Here is a 15,901-nt window from a genome sequence, read left to right on the forward strand (position 1 = left end):
ATTCATAGTTTCACATAATATAGGAATATGAAATGGTTCCGGTGGGTTATACGGCCCGATGCCGCCGGAATGTGATGCCTGCTTACTGCGGACGTGTTGAAACGGTGATGAATTCAATCGCATTTGACAGGATTTGATGAAAGCCATGAGGCAGCTTGGCGTCAAAGCTCAGCGTATCTCCGGCGGCCATCGTAAAATCCTCGGTCCCGCATCGATAGACCGCCGTGCCCCTGATCATATAGAGAAAGACGTACCCTTCATGCTGATAGCTTGGCAGGCTTTCTGACTGGTCACGTGAGATGGTGATATGGGCAGACTGAAACGTGCCACCGGGCCCGCCATGTTTGCCCAGCAACATGTAATCATGTGCGTGGCCCTGCGTGATGCGCCGCGATGGCAACCCGTCGCCCGCTTTGACATGATGCACATCAGCTGCCACTTCGGAATGTGCAAACAGCGCCATCAGCGCGACGTCCAGAGCATCCGCCAATGATTGCAACGTGCCAAGTGAAGGGGATACATGCCCGTTTTCGATCCGGCTGATCATCGCGGTTGAAATCTGCGCCCGGGTGGCCAGATCCGCCAGCGTCAGATTACGCTCCTGCCGCAACCTTTGCAGAGTCTGTCCGACTTCTTTTTCAGTATCCGTTTTATTTACCATCAAGCGATCGCCATTCATCCTTGTCTGGATGTTGATAGCGGTTGGCAGGAATGGCCGCAAACTTTTCCCGACCCGGTTCTGCGGGGAATTGTGGGTCAGTTGTAAGGTCGTTCTGGCTTAGGTTTTAATCGTACCATCCTCAACCCAGGCGTCGAACTGTGCAAGAACAGCGTCGCAGAATGCAGCGTTGTTGATGTGTGCGTCCAGTACGGTCATCGAAAGAATCTGTTGGTAAGCTGCTTAGGAATCTCCGTGTATGACCGCAAACCCTACCGGAAAGGGTACTCATTTTCTATCGCTGTTCGCATGTCCTGATCCCGATTTTCAGATCGGGTGAAAAAACGGGCGAACTCATCATGCGGCTCGATCGGCGTTCGGAATCATCCTGAGTCATCGCGCACTACGCGAAAGCCTACATCGAACGATCTGAGGTTGGGATCAAATGCAGATCGGTTGGCGGATCTGGCGTAGGTCATTGAGTAGTGAGAGGTTCCTCCTCTCGCAACACGGCGGCAACCCTGTTCTCCTGTTCGAGGCTTTGGGTAGTCACTGAATTCGGCATAGGCAGATTCGTCATAGCAATCCTGCACCCATTCGGAAACATTGCCGTGGATGTCGTGCAGTCCGAACGCGTTTGGCGCATATTCCCCAACCGGGACGGTCTTGGCCACGGTTGTATTGGCGATCCGGTCAGCGGTTGTTCTGATATCCCAGTTTGCGTCAGTTGCCAGTAATTCTGTGCCAGTATGATAGGGGGTGGTTGTGCCAGCGCGGGCGAAATACTCCCATTCGGCTTCGGTCGGCAGCCGGTAGAGATGTCCGGAAACCCCCGTCAGCCAGCTTAGGTATTGCGCAGTGTCATACCAGCTCACTAGATGACGGGCCTTGCGCCTCGACCCCAGTCGACATCCGCCGGGTCAAGCGTGCAGGTGCCTGCATCCTGGCAGAATTGCCAGTCATCAAAGGTGATCTCGAACTGGCTGACCGAGAGTCCATCCGGAACTGTGACAAGATGTACCGGCCCTTCGTCCACGCCGCGACCGGCTTCGCCGTCTGGAGATCCCATATGGTATTCTCCGCCAGGCAGAGGCACCATGCCCGGACATTGGACGCAATCCTTGAAAACGCGCGCATCATCATGGTTCTGTTGCAAAGATTTGAGCCCGCTGAGTTGTTTCAGCAATCGCTTATGAGTCAGGTGGCGAGCTCAGCGAACTGCTGAAATGGACAGAGTCTGGGTGTGAATTGGACCTTGTGGATCATATGCGACGCTTCGATTCCGTCGAGCGTTGCCGCCGCTGAAGCGAAGGCCTTGAACCCCATCATTGGCCGCGTGCGTCTCTTGATGAAACGGTGGTCCTGTTCCACGATATTGTTATCCGCCATTCGTGCTCCCAACGCCCCAATCCCGGTGGTTCAATAATAAACCACATTGAAGTCTTCGGAACCTCCGATTGAAGCGTCGCGATCATTCATGCCGGATAATAACCTGATCGAACAGGATCATCGGCTTATTAAGCGTCGCGTACGACACATGTGCAGGTTCAAATCATTCAGATCCGCATCGGCGACTTTGGACGGTATCGAGGTCGCCAACATGATCCGGAAGCGGCATTCTCAGGCGATACGACTTCCGGCTTTCAGCTATTCGCCAAGATAGCAGGATAAGTATATCCAGTAAGTCGCTTACTCTGGCCGTCCCAAAAATTTGCGACACATCCCACACGGTTCGGGGTCGAAAGCCACTTTCGGTTCAGCTCTGCCCTGCCGGAAGACCACTTGCGAGAGGGGCTTGCAAAGCTCAACGTTCTGACCGGTGATATTCTAAACCACGCGTGACGGGTAACGGATTGCAGGATTGTTAAAACGTCGCCACTGATTCGCGCCGTTTTGGTTTGTCGGAGACCGGGATGCGGTTGCCATTCGGGCACGAGGGATCGTTCGGAACCCGCGTGGCTTCACGAAAATGTCACGAAAACCGGGCCGATCCTCAGAAAATTGCCAGCGACAGGTCGTTGGGGATATTTCTGCTTATGGTTGCTTGAAATTTCATCAAGGCTTTATCCCAGAGCCAAAAGATGTCACGGTTTGCGGCAGCGAAAGACAACTTTCGCAACTTCTTTACTGACAGAAACCAAGAAAGCTGCGACGCAGTGTTCCTTGCGAATTGGCAAAATCAAAATCGAAATGAACGAAGTCTCAGCGGGCGTCGGTCTAATCCGGCTGCTGCGTGCGACCCCGATCAAGTGGGGCCGCGCAGCGACGAACTTATGGGAGAGAAATCATGAACAGATACATTCGGAACTCAGTGGCGGGGCTTTTGTCGTCGACCATGATCACAGGTGCCGCGTTTGCCGCTGGCACGCATCCTGAAACCGGCGAAGCGCTGGCGGACGATCAGACCTTTACCTACCGCATTCTGGACGAGCACAGCTCGGTCGATCCGCAGGTTGTCGAAGACGTTTCCGGTGCTGAAATTGTACGTGACCTGTTTGAAGGGCTGATGAACCAGGATGAGGATGGCAATCTGGTTCCGGGCGTTGCAACAGGTTACACCGTCGATGACAGCAAGAAGGTTTACACCTTCACACTGCGCGACAATGCGAAATGGTCGAATGGCGACCCGGTAACCGCCGGAGATTTCGTTTTTGCATGGAAACGCGCAGTTGATCCGGCACTGTCCTCTCCTTACGCGTGGTTCATGGAGCTGATGTCGATCGAAAACGCTTCGGCAATCATCGCAGGCGAAAAGCCGATTGATGATCTGGGCGTCAAAGCCATCGATGACACAACCCTGGAAGTCACGTTGAGCGCGCCGCTGCCGTATTTCCCGCAGATGACGACGCATTCGACAACCTTCCCGGCACCTCAGAAGGTGATAGCGGAATTTGGTGACGAATGGACCAAACCGGGAAACATCGTGTCGAATGGCGCGTATGTTCTGACCGAGCACTTGCCGCAGGAACGTTCGGTCCGTGAGCGCAACGAGATGTACTGGGACAATGACAACACCATCATCGACAAGGTTGTGGCACTGGTCATCAATGATGAAAACGTAGCCCTGACCCGCTATCTGGCCGGTGAACTGGACCGGACCGAAGTTCCTGCCGGTCAATTCCCGCGTCTGCAAGAAGAGCATCCGGGCGAGGCCATCAGCTTCCCGCGCCTGTGCAACTATTACTACACGTTTAACGTGTCTGACAGCGGCCCTGAAGAATTCAAGAACCCCAAAGTTCGTCAGGCTCTGTCGCTAGCCGTTGACCGGGACATCATCACCAAGAACATCAAGGCCGGTGGCGAGCCGCCCGCGTATACATTTGTGCCAGAAGCAACCGCAGGCTTTACGGTTCCGGTCGTTGAAATGGCGTCAATGAGCCAGGCCGAGCGCGATGAGCTGGCCAAGGAACTGTTGGCTGAGGCCGGCTTTGGTGCGGATAACCCTTTGACCTTCTCGATGGTCTACAACACTTCGGAAGCCCACAAGAAAGTTGCTGTCGCGCTGAGTCAGATGTGGAAGCAAAAACTGGGCGCCAATGTTGAACTGGCCAACATGGAATGGAAAGTCTTCCTGGAAGAGCGGGGCAACCAGAACTTTGATCTGGCCCGCGGCGCGTGGTGTGGCGACTATAACGAAGCCTCAACCTTCCTTGACCTGTTGCAGTCGGATTCGGGCTACAACGACGGCAAGTATAACAATGCCCGTGTGGACGAGTTGTTGGCCGAAGCCAAAACTTCGGACGATCCGGCACCGCTGTACACCGAGGTCGAGCGTATTATCGCTCAGGAAACCCCCGTTATCCCGATCTATCACTATGCTGGTGTCTACATGATGGACAGCGATGTCGGAAACTGGCCGGTCAAAAACGTAGAGCAAAACTGGTATTCCAAGAACCTCTACAAAATCGCCGAGTAATCATCTTCTGACCATGACCTGCCCCGAAGTTTTCTTCGGGGCAGCGCCATCTATTGGGGGCATTGAATGCTTGCCTATGTCATTCGGCGGGTGCTGACCGCCATACCGACGATCCTGCTGCTGATCGTCGCCTGTTTCTTTTTGATGCACTATGCGCCCGGTGGGCCCTTTACCTCGGAACGGACATTGCCGCCGCAGGTTCTGGCCAATATCGAGGCGCGGTATGGTCTGGACCAGCCGTTGTGGAAGCAACTCTGGGACTATCTGTACAATATCGTTGTGCATTTCGATTTTGGACCGTCCTTCAAGTTCAAGGACCGCGATGTGAACGACATCATCGCGCAGGGCTTTCCGATCTCGCTGACCTATGGGTCGCTGTCCTTTCTGGTCGCTACTGTGATTGGCATCGGGCTGGGGATTGCCGCCGCGATCCGGCACAACAGCTGGATCGACTACTTTGCGGTTGGGCTGGGGATTGCAGCGCAGGCGCTGCCCAACTTCATCATGGGTCCGATCCTGATCCTGACCTTCACCCTGTGGCTGGGATGGTTGCCCGGCGGTGGGTGGAATGGTGGTCAATGGCCCTATCTGATCATGCCGGTTATCGCCCTTGCGACATCTTACATGGGATCGATTGCACGGATCACCCGGTCTTCAATGCTGGAGGTTCTGAATTCGAACTTTATCAGAACCGCCCGTGCCAAGGGCCTGCCGACAAGAACCGTGATCTGGCGCCATGCGATGAAGCCGACCTTGCTGCCGGTCGTATCTTATCTGGGGCCGGTGTTTGTTTATGTGCTGACCGGATCCGTCTTTGTTGACATCTACTTCTCGACCGGTGGTCTGGGGCAGGCTTATGTCGGCTCGGCCTTGTCACGCGACTATGCTGTGCTGCTTGGGGTTACGATCCTCTATGGCGTTCTGACCGTTCTGGTAAACCTGCTGACCGATCTGGCCTATGCCTGGTTCGATCCGAAGATCCGCTACTGAGGGGCTGGATATGCTAGGAAAATCACAAAAAGCCGCGCATCTGGCCGAAGAAATCACCGATTATACAGCCGTTCAGGGGCGTTCGCTCTGGCAGGACGCGCGCATGCGCTTTGTAAGAAACAAAGCGGCAATGGCCAGTGTGTTCATTTTGCTGCTTATCGTGTTGTTCACAATCCTTGGCCCGTATTTTGCGGTCTGGAGCAATGAAGAGATCGACTGGAATGTCATGGGCGATGTCCGGGGCATGGGAATGCCGTCGATGGAAACGGGTCACTATTTCGGTGTCGATGATCTGGGGCGCGATCTGTACAGCCGCGTCATTCAGGCTACCACGACGTCCCTGCTTGTGGGGTTGATCGGGGCGGCGACCGCTCTGATCGTTGGTACGTGTTATGGCATTACTGCCGGTTACTTTGGGGGTCGGACGGATGGCGCCATGATGCGTTTTGTCGACATCCTTCTGGCTATCCCGACAACTCTGATCATCATCCTTCTGCTGGTTGTTGCCGGGCGATCCTTCTTCACGCTTTTCATCGCACTGGGCGCGGTTGGATGGCTGACCATGTCACGTATCGTTCGCGGGCAGACGCTTGCCCTGAAGAACCGCGAATTCATCGAGGCTGCTCGCGCCGCGGGCGTCAGTGAATTCACGATCATGTATCGCCATATATTGCCTAATCTGCTGGGTGTCGTGATCGTCTATGCGTCGCTTCTGGTGCCCGAAATGATCCTGACCGAAAGCTTCATCTCATTCCTGGGTCTGGGAATTTCCGAACCTTACACGTCGCTGGGAAGACTGATCGCAGAAGGGGCGGGAACCATGGGCTATGGAACGCTGTGGCAATTGATGTTCCCGCTGACATTCTATGTCGCCATTATCATCACGATGTTCTTCATCGGCGATGGTCTGCGTGACGCTTTGGACCCGAAGGACCGCTGATATGAGTCTGTTTTCCGTAAAGAACCTGAGCGTCCGGTTTGACACCCCCGATGGTGTCGTCGAGGCGGTCAAGGATATCAGTTTTGATATCAATCCGGGCGAATGCCTTGGTATCGTTGGTGAAAGTGGATCCGGCAAAAGCCAGACTTTCATGGCCGCTATGGGTTTGTTGCCCTCTGCCGGACACGCCAGCGGGTCAGCCAAGCTGAACGGTCAGGAGATATTGAACCTGCCAGTGAACAAGCTGAACCAGATCCGCGGCGATGATGTTGGCATGATCTTTCAGGATCCTCTGACCGCTTTGACACCACATCTGAAGATTGGGCAGCAGATGCGCGAAGTGCTGCAGGTCCACGAGGGCCTGAAGGGGTCCGCGGCGCGCGCGCGCTGTCTGGAGTGGTTGGACAGGGTGCGAATTCCCGAAGCGGGCCGTCGTCTGGACCAGTTCCCGCACGAATTATCCGGCGGAATGCGGCAGCGTGTGATGATTGCGATGTCGATGCTGTGCAGCCCCAAACTGCTTATTGCGGACGAGCCGACGACAGCGCTGGATGTTACTGTTCAGGCAGACATCCTTGACCTGATGGTTCACCTGCAAAAAGATGAGGGCACCGCAATTGCACTGATCACGCATGACATGGGCGTCGTTGCGCGCATGTGCGACCGGGTTCAGGTCATGCGGATGGGTGAATTCGTCGAAGCCGGTGAAACACGCGCGCTGTTCCGAAATCCGCAACATGAATACACGCGGGCCCTGCTGGAGGCGATGCCCCGGATTGATTCCGGCGACGCACCGCGCGCTTTGGAAAAGGCCGAAGAACCCCTTCTCAAGGTCGATGATGTCAAGGTTCATTTCCCTATTCATGTCTCTGGCGGGTTGTTCGGGCGCAAGGTTCCGCTGAAAGCTGTCGACGGTGTCAGCTTTGATATTCGCAAGGGCGAAACTCTGGGTGTCGTGGGCGAATCCGGTTGCGGAAAATCGACACTGGCGCGCGCGGTCTTGCAACTGATCGAACCCAGCGCGGGCGGCGTCAGCTGGTTGGGCCATCCGATCGTCGGCTTGAAGCGATCCGAGCTGAACAAATACCGCAAGGACCTGCAGATCGTGTTCCAAGACCCGTTGGCCAGTCTTGATCCACGCATGACCATTTCAGCGTCGATTGCTGAGCCGCTGAAAACCTACCGCCCCGATCTGACGGACCGGGAACGCAAACAGATGGTCGCCGAGATGATGGAGCGGGTTGGTCTACAGGCCAACATGATCAACCGTTACCCGCACGAGCTGTCCGGAGGGCAGAACCAGCGCGTCGGCATTGCACGGGCGATGATCAACAAGCCCAGGCTGATTATCTGTGACGAAGCGGTTTCAGCGCTCGACGTTTCCATTCAGGCACAGATTGTCGAGCTGCTAAAGGAACTTCAGCAGGAATTTGGCCTGTCGATGATATTCATCAGCCATGACTTGTCGGTTGTGCGTGCGGTATCGAACCGGATCATGGTTCTGTATCTTGGTCGGATTGTGGAAATGGGTGATGGAGAGGTGATCTGCTCGGAGCCGATCCATCCTTATACTCAATCACTGATCTCGGCCGTGCCGATACCGGACCCGGATGTAGAGCGGACGCGGCAGCGCCTTAAACTGCCGGGTGAGCTGCCATCGCCGCTGGATCCCAAAGCCGCGTTGCGGTTTTTGCCCAGCCGACTGGTCAACGGTCACAGTGATTATGTTCCAAAGCTGCAAGAAGTCGCACCAGACCATTTTGTAGCGGAACACGACACGCTGGATTCCATCATGGCCAATGGCTGATCGAAAGGTCTGTTGCAGGTTTTCGATGCTTGGTGCGTGCACCGAAAACCTGCGCAGGGACTGTTCGAAGAAACCGCAGCGTGTGGTGGGGCTTAACGTTCGGGAATGAAAGACAATCCTGACACAAGCTGTCGCAGGCCAAGAGCTGCTCCGGCAAAGATCGCCGCAAAGGTTATGGGCGCGCTATAGGCCAGCAGAGAAAAAGCGGAGATGCCTTGCCCGACACTGCATCCAACCGCAATTATTGCCCCGGGCCCCATTATCGCCGCCCCCAACATCTGCCGCTTAAGCTCACGTGGATCTTCGCAGGCTTCCCATCGGAAATGACCTTTTGACCATGACCCCAGGAAAGCACCAATCAGAACCCCTGAAACCGAACCGACCGCAAACGAGAGCGTGTTGCCTGAGGCGGTCATGAGATAGAACACGGTATCACCCAAAGGCGCGGCAAACGTGTGTGTCTGCAAGGTCTCACCGTCAAACCCGTGTGTGGCTACCCAATTGGTGCCAAGCCAGCCTGAAACGACTGCCAATCCGACCGCCGCACCCCAAAAAACCTGCGCAGGTGATTTACGAAAACGATCATTTGTCAGGGCAAACACTACTATGGCAGAGCCGACAAGCGTTCCTGTAACCCATGCAGGTATCGACGTCAGCCGTTCGGCAAGGAAGCTGACGCTTTGTGGATTACCGAGATCCATGGCTTCGGGAAAAAGCCAGATCCTGACATAGGCCAGAGGGCCGGACATGACCACATATGCGGAAAGGCCCACGATCAGGACAATGACGAATGACCGAAGGTCACCGCCGCCAAGGCGCGCGAGCGCGCCATAGCCACAGTTTCCGCTGATGGCCATGCCATATCCGAACATCAATCCGCCAATGACCGATCCGATCGGATTCCACGTCTGCGCAATATAGGTCGTGCTGAGTGGATCAATCCACCCTAACGCCATGCCCAAATGGCTGCCGACGATCGCAACACCAATCGCGACGGCCCACATACGCAGGCGCCGGTCGTCATTTGCATAAAGATAATCTTCAATCGCACCCAAGGTGCAGAACCGCCCAATGCGCGCGGCAAGCCCAAGTACAATGCCGCCGACCAGACCGACCAGCGCAACTGTATTGGCGTCTCCCAGAAGTTCGAACATGGCCAGTCTCCTCCCAAAGCTGGCGGTGTTTCTCTCGGGCTTCTACTTGTCCCGACAGAAAAGATTGTAGACGACTTCCAGAATCTGAGTCGACCGGTCGTCCGCCAATCTGTAGTAGATCGTTTTGCCTTCGCGTCGTGTCTTGACCAGCCCTTCAAAGCGCAGGCGGGACAACTGTTGGGAAACGGCGGCCTGTCTGGCCGACAGCATTTCCTCCATCTGCGTGACGGATTTCTCGCCAGATGACAAATAACACAGAATCATCAGCCGCCCCTCATGGCTGATCGCCTTGAGGAAATTGGACGCCGTCTGGGCGTTATCCATCATCCTGTCCAAGTCCTCGTCGCACATGTCCTTGGTGAACACGGGCAGTTTCGACTGTTTGTCCAACAAGATCCTCTCGCTTTCGTGGCTTCACGTATTCAAAACAGTATATGTAAATCCTGGGGATTTAACCAGAGCTCTCGATCATTACTCCGGCGTCACGTAGTAAAACACCCAATAGCCCCCAGAAAAAGTCTTCGCCAGGATAACCCTCGATCCGGCCGATTTCTTGACCGTCCTCCAGCAAAACAAAGGTCGGCGTATAGAAAAGAGGCCGATCCAGGGTAATCCATTCGGGCGTGGTTGCGTGGATGTCCGTTCGTTGCAATGGGGCAGCTTTACCTTCCGCTGTCAGCGGGTAGATTTCGGAAATTTCGGCGTCCCAGCGGGCGCACCACATGCACCCGTCTTCTTCGGCCATCAGCAACACCATTTCGGCCCGCGACGCAGCAGGCCAGATCAGCAATGTGATGACGACCAATGTTTGAATTACGTGACGCATCAAAAGCTCCGATTGACCGAGGTGCTATATCTTTATTATTTTGAATGTATGAATAATAGCCTGTCAGGACGGATTTGACCATGCTCGACATCACGTTTGCAGGGGCTCTGATCGCGGGGCTTTTGTCTTTCCTGTCCCCCTGCATTCTGCCCATAGTCCCGTTCTACCTAAGTTATCTGGCGGGTGTCGGGATGGAGCAGATTTCGGCTGGTTCGACGATCACCCCGGATGTTCGCCGCCGGGCGACCCTGTCAGCGATAGCTTTTGCCGCCGGGATCATCACGGTCTTCATGGCGCTTGGGGCCACGGCGTCGATCTTTGGTCAGATGGTACGCGCGTATTTCGACATTCTGCGATGGATCGCTGCGCTCATCATCATCGCGATGGGCCTGCATTTTCTGGGTCTTTTCCGTATCGGGTTCCTGTATCGACAGTTCCGTGCAGATAACGGCAAGACGACAAATGTAAGCGTGATCGGGGCATATGTTCTGGGGCTGTCTTTTGCCTTTGGCTGGACGCCTTGCGTCGGGCCGGTTCTGGCGGCGATCCTGTTCATGGCGGCCGGAACCGAAACCGCTTGGCGCGGTGCCGCGCTTTTGTTTGTCTATGGGGTTGGCATGACGGCGCCGTTTGTTCTGGCAGCCTTTTTGGTTCGACCCTTCATGCAATGGATGGCGCGCTTCCGGAAACATCTGGGAATCATTGAAAAGGCGATGGGTGTCTTGCTGATTCTTTTTGGCATCCTGATCGCGACCAATACCATAAATCTAATCGCACAATGGATGCTGGATCACATGCCTTGGCTGGCGGCCATCGGCTAATTCGGGAGGACACCATGACACGGGTAATACTGTTCTTGATTACAGGGCTGTTTGCAGGGGCGGTTTCCGCAGCTGAACTGGGGGATGACGGTCTGCATAAAACGCCGTGGATGCGAGACACGTTCAAAGACCTTCGTGAAGACCTTGAAGAGGCGAGGGGGGAAGGTAAGCGGCTGGTTCTGTTCATTGAACAACAGGGCTGCATCTACTGCAAAAAAATGCATGAAGAGGTTTTCCCCCAACCCGACCTGTCTTCGTATATCGAAGAAAACTTCTTTGTCGTTCAGCTGGACTTACACGGAAGCACCTTGGCCACCGATTTTGACGGAGAAGAAGCCGAGCAAAGATCACTGATGCGCAAATGGGGGATTCTGTTCACCCCTACATTGGTTTTCTTACCGGAGGACGTATCAGAGGATGCCACAGCAATCGAAGCGGCCGTTGCGGTCATGCCCGGGGCGTTTTCGAAGGGAACGACCCTCGATCTTTTTACCTGGGTCAATGAAAAACGGTACGAGCTTGATAATGGAGAAGATTTTCAACGGTATCATGCGCGCCGCATTCAAGAGCGAAACAATGTTTCGCAAGATTGATGCGGCGCAATATAAATAAAAAAATTCATTAAGATGAATTTAATGTTGCGATGAACCCTGCCCGTCGACTACGGTACACAGAGGCTTTGGGTCGCAAAGCGCCATCGGCGCGGTAGCAAATGGGAGGGATCATGAAGCTGAGACACTTGACTTTGGCTTGTATCATAACAGGCAGTGCCGCCATCGCGGCAGAAACAGGACCAAAAGACGTACAGTTTGACGATTATGGCGCGGTGGAGGCTTCATTGACCGGCGTCGCTGGCGATGCGGCAAACGGTGCGATCATCGTGGGCGAGAAATCCAAGGGCAACTGTGTGGCCTGTCACCAGGTCACGGCCTTGGCGGATATTCCGTTCCATGGCGAAGTCGGTCCGCTGCTGGATGGGGCCGGGGATCGGTGGTCCGAAGCGGAGCTTCGAGGACTGGTCGCAAATGCCAAGATGACGTTTGACGGAACGGTCATGCCCGCCTTCTACAAGGATGACGGATATATCCGCCCAGGCGACGCCTATACGGGCAAAGCCCCGTCAGGGCCTTTGACGTCAATCCTGACTGCACAGGAAATCGAGGATGTCGTCGCGTTCCTCGCAACCCTTAAAGAACAATAATCACGCTTTCAGGCGTGAATTCGTGAGGATCCAAAGGAGATTGAAAATGGAACTTTCTCGTCGCGAGACTCTGGCTCTCGGTCTGGGCGCTGCGGTCCTGACCCTGATGCCGTTCCGCGCAAATGCGGCTGCGGAAGACGCGATAGCTGCGTTTACTGGCGGTGCAGACATGGCCGACGGCGGTGTGACACTGACGGCGCCGGAAATTGCCGAGAACGGAAACACCGTTCCGATCGAAGTCAGCGCGCCGGGTGCGGCTGCAATCCTGATCGTAGCAGCCGGAAACCCCGAGCCCGGCGTTGCCACGTTCAACTTTGGCCCGCTGGCTGCTGCACAGGCGGCTTCGACCCGTATTCGACTTGCCGGAACGCAGGATGTCATTGCTGTGGCCAAAATGGCTGATGGCAGCTTTGCCAAGGCCTCGGCAACCGTAAAAGTGACAATTGGCGGCTGCGGCGGCTGATCGCCGCGCGCCCTGAAGAACAGGAGAACAACCAATGGCATCCGGTGTAAAACCCCGCGTCAAGGTTCCAAAAACAGCCGCTGCTGGCGAAGCAGTCACGATCAAAACGCTGATTAGCCACAATATGGAAAGCGGTCAGCGAAAGGACAAGGAAGGCAACGTTATCCCGCGGTCGATCATCAACCGATTCACCTGCGAGTTTAACGGCCAACTCGTGATAGACGTGGCCATGGAACCAGCGATTTCGACAAACCCGTACTTTCAATTCGATGCAACCGTGCCCGAAGCCGGGGAATTCGTCTTCACGTGGTATGACGATGACGGTTCTGTTTACGACACAAAAAACTCGATCGAGATCGCCTGACGGCTCGACCGCACTGGCAGATCAGCGCCGGTGGCGAAACCTGCGCTGATCACCCAAGGGAGGAACGCAATGAATAAAAAAGCACTCACGGCGATCGCGGCAGTTCTGGCATTCCCAGTATCAGTGGCCGCCGGACCTGACGAAGACAAGTTGGTGATCAACGAAGAATTGGAAATGGTTTCGGTGACCGAAGCCCCGGCCCATGTCGAGAACTTCGATACGATTTACTCGGGGTGGCATTTCAGGACCGATGAAACCCAGGCTTTGCAGATCGACGATTTCGACAACCCGGCGATGGTATTTGTCGATCAGGCCTCGGACCTGTACCAGACTGTCGATGGGGCGGCTGGCAAAAGCTGCGCGTCCTGCCACAGTGACGTGGAAAGCTTTGAGGGGTTGCAGGCATCTATGCCCAAGGTCGATGCGGAAACCGGCAAGCTGGTGGTAATGGAAGACCTGATCAACAAGTGCCGCACGGAACGCATGGAAGCGGACGCGTGGAAGTGGTCGGGTGCGGATATGCAGGGTGTGGTGGCATTGATCGCTCTGCAATCGCGTGGATTGCCCATGAATGTCGCCATTGATGGTGATGCGGCCCCGTATTGGGAGCAGGGCAAGGAAATGTACTACACACGATATGGTCAGCTGGAGTTGAGCTGCGCCAACTGTCACGAAGACAACTGGGGCAACATGATCCGGGCCGACCATCTGAGCCAGGGGATGGTCAACGGTTTCCCGACCTATCGTCTGAAACAGGCCAAGCTGATCTCGCGCCACAATCGCTTCCGCGGCTGTATTCGCGATACACGCGCTGAAACCTTTGCAGAAGGCTCGGACGAATTCCGCGCACTGGAGCTTTATGTAGCATCGCGCGGCAATGGGCTTTCGGTCGAAACGCCGTCGGTACGCCAGTAACAAAGAACCCGCGCCGGGATTGTCGGGCGCGGGTTTTTCATTTCTACTACATTCACACATTTATATGTGAAACAGGAAAGCCGACAGATGATATCGCGACGTGATTTTCTACAGGTCTCCATGGCGGCCTCAGCGCTATATGGGGCATCCGGTTTAGGGAACTGGGCAAGGCTGGCGGCCCAGCAAAGCCTGAGCCAGGACCAGTTGCTGGAATTTGAGACCTTCGGAAATATCAGCCTGATTCATATCACCGATATCCACGCGCAGCTTAAACCGATCTACTTCCGCGAGCCCGAGGTCAATCTGGGCATCGGAGACGCGCGCGGGCAAATGCCGCATGTGACGGGGGCCGCGTTTCGCAAGGCTTATGGGATCGAAGATGGCAGCCCGTCCGCCTATGCGCTTACCTACAATGACTTTGCTGCATTGGCAAAAACGTATGGCCGCGTCGGAGGGCTTGACCGGGTCTCGACTGTTATCAACGCCATCCGTGCCGACCGGCCAGATGCGCTGTTGCTGGATGGGGGCGACACCTGGCATGGCTCGTATACCTGCTATCAGACGGCGGGTCAGGACATGGTCAACGTGATGAATGCACTCAAGCCCGATGCGATGACATTCCATTGGGAGTTCACGTTGGGCAGCGAGCGGGTCAACGAGATCGTCGAAGGTTTGCCCTTTGCGGCGCTAGGTCAGAATATCTTTGACGCGGAATGGGATGAACCTGCGGAACTTTTCAGGCCCTACAAGTTCTTCGAGCGCGGCGGGGCCAAAGTTGCCGTTATCGGACAGGCTTTCCCGTATATGCCAATTGCCAACCCCAGTTGGATGTTCCCGGAATACTCGTTCGGGATCCGGGATGAGAACATGCAGGCCATGGTGGACGAGGTGCGCGACGCCGGTTCCGATGTGGTCGTTGTCCTCAGCCATAACGGCTTTGACGTGGATAAGAAGATGGCGAGCCGTGTTCAGGGGATTGACGTAATCCTGAGCGGTCACACCCATGACGCATTGCCTGAACCGGTTCTGGTCGAAAAGACGCATATCATCGCGTCCGGCTCGAACGGCAAGTTCGTCAGCCGCGTTGATCTGGACGTGCGGGATGGCCAGATGATGGGGTTGAAGCACAAGCTGATCCCGATCTTTTCAGACGTCATCGCGCCTGATCCGGCAATCACGGCCCTGATCAACGAACAGCGTTCACCATATGATGCGGCGCTAAGCGAAGTGATTGGCAAGACGGACTCGCTGCTGTATCGCCGCGGAAACTTCAATGGCACGTGGGACGATCTGATCTGTGACGCACTGATCAGCGAGCGCGAGGCGGATATTGCCATGTCGCCGGGTGTGCGCTGGGGACCGTCGATCCTGCCCGGTCACGAGATCACGCGCGAGGATATCTGGAACGTCACCTCGATGTCTTATCCGAATGCGTATCGCACGGAAATGACGGGTGAGGTCATTCACGTGATCCTCGAGGATGTTGGCGACAACCTGTTCAACCCCGATCCCTATTACCAGCAGGGTGGCGACATGGTGCGTGTCGGCGGACTTGGATACCGTATCGATGTGACCAAACCGCAAGGGCAGCGGATCAGCGACATGACCCTGCTCAAGACTGGTGAGGCGATTGATCCGGCGAAATCCTATGTTGTGGCCGGTTGGGCCAGCGTCAACGAAGGCACCGAAGGCCCGCCCATCTGGGATGTCGTCGAAAACCACATTCGCAGCCAGGGTACCGTAACTGTCGAACCGAATACATCGGTCGAGGTGATCGGAGCCTGACAGCGCGAACCGAACTTCAAACATTGAATACAAGATTTGCTGATCGAATGACGGAGGCAAA

Annotated in this window: 17 protein-coding genes and 2 pseudogenes; 12 read left to right on the forward strand and 7 right to left on the reverse strand. The window is 55.4% G+C overall.

The window, feature by feature from the left end:
- Window positions 1–82: 82 nt before the first annotated feature.
- From AC2FLU_RS01040 to AC2FLU_RS01055, 4 genes and pseudogenes are all read right to left on the reverse strand, one after another.
- Window positions 83–661: a helix-turn-helix domain-containing protein gene (locus tag AC2FLU_RS01040; RefSeq protein ID WP_496715891.1), complete on the reverse strand. Its 579-nt coding sequence runs from the start codon at window positions 659–661 to the stop codon at window positions 83–85.
- 380 nt (window positions 662–1,041) lie between these two features.
- Entirely contained in the window at window positions 1,042–1,533 is a 492-nt protein-coding gene (locus AC2FLU_RS01045; RefSeq protein ID WP_496715890.1) for a formylglycine-generating enzyme family protein, read from the reverse strand.
- A complete protein-coding gene (locus AC2FLU_RS01050; RefSeq protein ID WP_496809277.1) occupies window positions 1,533–1,844 on the reverse strand; it encodes a formylglycine-generating enzyme family protein in 312 nt (103 codons plus the stop codon). Before AC2FLU_RS01050 ends, AC2FLU_RS01045 begins: the two co-directional genes overlap by 1 nt.
- A gap of 11 nt (window positions 1,845–1,855) precedes the next feature.
- Window positions 1,856–2,038 (reverse strand): annotated as a pseudogene (locus AC2FLU_RS01055) (DDE-type integrase/transposase/recombinase); the annotation flags it as partial.
- A gap of 106 nt (window positions 2,039–2,144) precedes the next feature.
- On the opposite strand from AC2FLU_RS01055, the pseudogene AC2FLU_RS01060 reads away from it, so the two are divergent.
- The 5 genes and pseudogenes from AC2FLU_RS01060 to AC2FLU_RS01080 form a co-directional block, all read left to right on the forward strand.
- Window positions 2,145–2,329 (forward strand): annotated as a pseudogene (locus AC2FLU_RS01060) (DDE-type integrase/transposase/recombinase); the annotation flags it as partial.
- A 616-nt stretch (window positions 2,330–2,945) separates the two neighbouring features.
- The gene (locus tag AC2FLU_RS01065; protein WP_480607040.1) at window positions 2,946–4,574 is read left to right on the forward strand and encodes a peptide ABC transporter substrate-binding protein; all 1,629 of its coding nucleotides are present in this window, start codon (window positions 2,946–2,948) and stop codon (window positions 4,572–4,574) included.
- A 66-nt stretch (window positions 4,575–4,640) separates the two neighbouring features.
- Entirely contained in the window at window positions 4,641–5,564 is a 924-nt protein-coding gene (gene oppB / locus AC2FLU_RS01070) for an oligopeptide ABC transporter permease OppB (protein WP_496811764.1), read from the forward strand.
- Between the two features lie 10 nt (window positions 5,565–5,574).
- On the forward strand, window positions 5,575–6,504 hold the full coding sequence (locus AC2FLU_RS01075; RefSeq protein ID WP_480478073.1) for an ABC transporter permease subunit: 930 nt from the start codon (window positions 5,575–5,577) through the stop codon (window positions 6,502–6,504).
- 1 nt (window position 6,505) lies between these two features.
- Window positions 6,506–8,311: an ABC transporter ATP-binding protein gene (locus tag AC2FLU_RS01080; protein ID WP_480520627.1), complete on the forward strand. Its 1,806-nt coding sequence runs from the start codon at window positions 6,506–6,508 to the stop codon at window positions 8,309–8,311.
- A gap of 92 nt (window positions 8,312–8,403) precedes the next feature.
- Here AC2FLU_RS01080 and AC2FLU_RS01085 read toward each other — a convergent pair whose 3' ends face one another.
- The 3 genes from AC2FLU_RS01085 to AC2FLU_RS01095 all read right to left on the reverse strand — a co-directional run bounded on the left by AC2FLU_RS01085 (window position 8,404) and on the right by AC2FLU_RS01095 (window position 10,291).
- Window positions 8,404–9,465, reverse strand: a complete 1,062-nt coding sequence (locus AC2FLU_RS01085) for a YeeE/YedE family protein (RefSeq protein WP_480555211.1) — start codon at window positions 9,463–9,465, stop codon at window positions 8,404–8,406.
- Window positions 9,466–9,507: 42 nt separating this feature from the next.
- Entirely contained in the window at window positions 9,508–9,816 is a 309-nt protein-coding gene (locus tag AC2FLU_RS01090; RefSeq protein WP_480478211.1) for a metalloregulator ArsR/SmtB family transcription factor, read from the reverse strand.
- 100 nt (window positions 9,817–9,916) lie between these two features.
- Complete coding sequence (locus AC2FLU_RS01095) at window positions 9,917–10,291, reverse strand: hypothetical protein (protein WP_496809278.1); 375 nt, start codon at window positions 10,289–10,291, stop codon at window positions 9,917–9,919.
- 80 nt (window positions 10,292–10,371) lie between these two features.
- Here AC2FLU_RS01095 and AC2FLU_RS01100 point away from each other — a divergent pair, with 80 nt between their 5' ends.
- The 7 genes from AC2FLU_RS01100 to soxB all read left to right on the forward strand — a co-directional run bounded on the left by AC2FLU_RS01100 (window position 10,372) and on the right by soxB (window position 15,840).
- Window positions 10,372–11,112 (forward strand): cytochrome c biogenesis CcdA family protein, encoded by a 741-nt coding sequence (locus AC2FLU_RS01100; RefSeq protein WP_480520621.1) that lies wholly within the window; start codon window positions 10,372–10,374, stop codon window positions 11,110–11,112.
- A 14-nt stretch (window positions 11,113–11,126) separates the two neighbouring features.
- Entirely contained in the window at window positions 11,127–11,705 is a 579-nt protein-coding gene (locus tag AC2FLU_RS01105; protein WP_480520688.1) for a thioredoxin family protein, read from the forward strand.
- Between the two features lie 131 nt (window positions 11,706–11,836).
- Window positions 11,837–12,313 (forward strand): sulfur oxidation c-type cytochrome SoxX, encoded by a 477-nt coding sequence (gene soxX / locus AC2FLU_RS01110; protein ID WP_496809279.1) that lies wholly within the window; start codon window positions 11,837–11,839, stop codon window positions 12,311–12,313.
- Between the two features lie 46 nt (window positions 12,314–12,359).
- Window positions 12,360–12,776, forward strand: a complete 417-nt coding sequence (soxY, locus tag AC2FLU_RS01115; protein ID WP_480520617.1) for a thiosulfate oxidation carrier protein SoxY — start codon at window positions 12,360–12,362, stop codon at window positions 12,774–12,776.
- A gap of 34 nt (window positions 12,777–12,810) precedes the next feature.
- The gene (gene soxZ / locus AC2FLU_RS01120; protein WP_480495914.1) at window positions 12,811–13,140 is read left to right on the forward strand and encodes a thiosulfate oxidation carrier complex protein SoxZ; all 330 of its coding nucleotides are present in this window, start codon (window positions 12,811–12,813) and stop codon (window positions 13,138–13,140) included.
- A 69-nt stretch (window positions 13,141–13,209) separates the two neighbouring features.
- Window positions 13,210–14,055, forward strand: coding sequence for a sulfur oxidation c-type cytochrome SoxA (gene soxA / locus AC2FLU_RS01125; RefSeq protein WP_480495916.1), 846 nt, complete (start codon window positions 13,210–13,212; stop codon window positions 14,053–14,055).
- Between the two features lie 87 nt (window positions 14,056–14,142).
- Window positions 14,143–15,840, forward strand: coding sequence for a thiosulfohydrolase SoxB (soxB, locus tag AC2FLU_RS01130; protein WP_496809280.1), 1,698 nt, complete (start codon window positions 14,143–14,145; stop codon window positions 15,838–15,840).
- Window positions 15,841–15,901: the final 61 nt, after the last annotated feature.

It is taken from the genome of Ruegeria sp. SAZD013 (assembly GCF_059612525.1).

Excerpts from the sequence above, each read along its gene's own strand:
- AC2FLU_RS01085 (WP_480555211.1), bottom strand. The coding sequence starts at position 9,465 with ATGTTCGAACTTCTGGGAGACGCCAATACAGTTGCGCTGGTCGGTCTG.
- AC2FLU_RS01095 (WP_496809278.1), bottom strand. The coding sequence starts at position 10,291 with ATGCGTCACGTAATTCAAACATTGGTCGTCATCACATTGCTGATCTGG.
- soxA (WP_480495916.1), top strand. The coding sequence starts at position 13,210 with ATGAATAAAAAAGCACTCACGGCGATCGCGGCAGTTCTGGCATTCCCA.
- AC2FLU_RS01100 (WP_480520621.1), top strand. The coding sequence starts at position 10,372 with ATGCTCGACATCACGTTTGCAGGGGCTCTGATCGCGGGGCTTTTGTCT.
- soxY (WP_480520617.1), top strand. The coding sequence starts at position 12,360 with ATGGAACTTTCTCGTCGCGAGACTCTGGCTCTCGGTCTGGGCGCTGCG.
- oppB (WP_496811764.1), top strand. The coding sequence starts at position 4,641 with ATGCTTGCCTATGTCATTCGGCGGGTGCTGACCGCCATACCGACGATC.
- AC2FLU_RS01080 (WP_480520627.1), top strand. The coding sequence starts at position 6,506 with ATGAGTCTGTTTTCCGTAAAGAACCTGAGCGTCCGGTTTGACACCCCC.
- soxB (WP_496809280.1), top strand. The coding sequence starts at position 14,143 with ATGATATCGCGACGTGATTTTCTACAGGTCTCCATGGCGGCCTCAGCG.
- AC2FLU_RS01075 (WP_480478073.1), top strand. The coding sequence starts at position 5,575 with ATGCTAGGAAAATCACAAAAAGCCGCGCATCTGGCCGAAGAAATCACC.
- AC2FLU_RS01040 (WP_496715891.1), bottom strand. The coding sequence starts at position 661 with ATGGTAAATAAAACGGATACTGAAAAAGAAGTCGGACAGACTCTGCAA.
- AC2FLU_RS01065 (WP_480607040.1), top strand. The coding sequence starts at position 2,946 with ATGAACAGATACATTCGGAACTCAGTGGCGGGGCTTTTGTCGTCGACC.
- AC2FLU_RS01105 (WP_480520688.1), top strand. The coding sequence starts at position 11,127 with ATGACACGGGTAATACTGTTCTTGATTACAGGGCTGTTTGCAGGGGCG.
- soxX (WP_496809279.1), top strand. The coding sequence starts at position 11,837 with ATGAAGCTGAGACACTTGACTTTGGCTTGTATCATAACAGGCAGTGCC.
- AC2FLU_RS01090 (WP_480478211.1), bottom strand. The coding sequence starts at position 9,816 with ATGTGCGACGAGGACTTGGACAGGATGATGGATAACGCCCAGACGGCG.
- soxZ (WP_480495914.1), top strand. The coding sequence starts at position 12,811 with ATGGCATCCGGTGTAAAACCCCGCGTCAAGGTTCCAAAAACAGCCGCT.